The organism is Lacinutrix salivirga (genome assembly GCF_053604675.1).
On the sequence record NZ_JBSHNP010000122.1, the window covers coordinates 1 to 225 of the forward strand.

Here is a 225-nt window from a genome sequence, read left to right on the forward strand (position 1 = left end):
ACTGATTCTTTCGTTTATACTATATGTGATGATAACGTTAATCAAGCTTGTGATACTGCAACTGTAATTATTACCGTTGGTGGTATTGCTAATACTACAGACGCCATCGTAGATATCAACAATACTTTTATCGGTCAACCCGTATCTGGTAATGTATTAACTAATGATGAAGATTTTGAAGGCGATAACCAAACTGTAACTGCTAACACCAATCCTACTAATGGT

General features: G+C 35.1%; 1 pseudogene. It reads left to right on the top strand.

Annotated features, from left to right (window positions below):
- Positions 1-225: pseudogene (locus tag ACVC5O_RS11000) on the top strand (hypothetical protein); the annotation flags it as partial.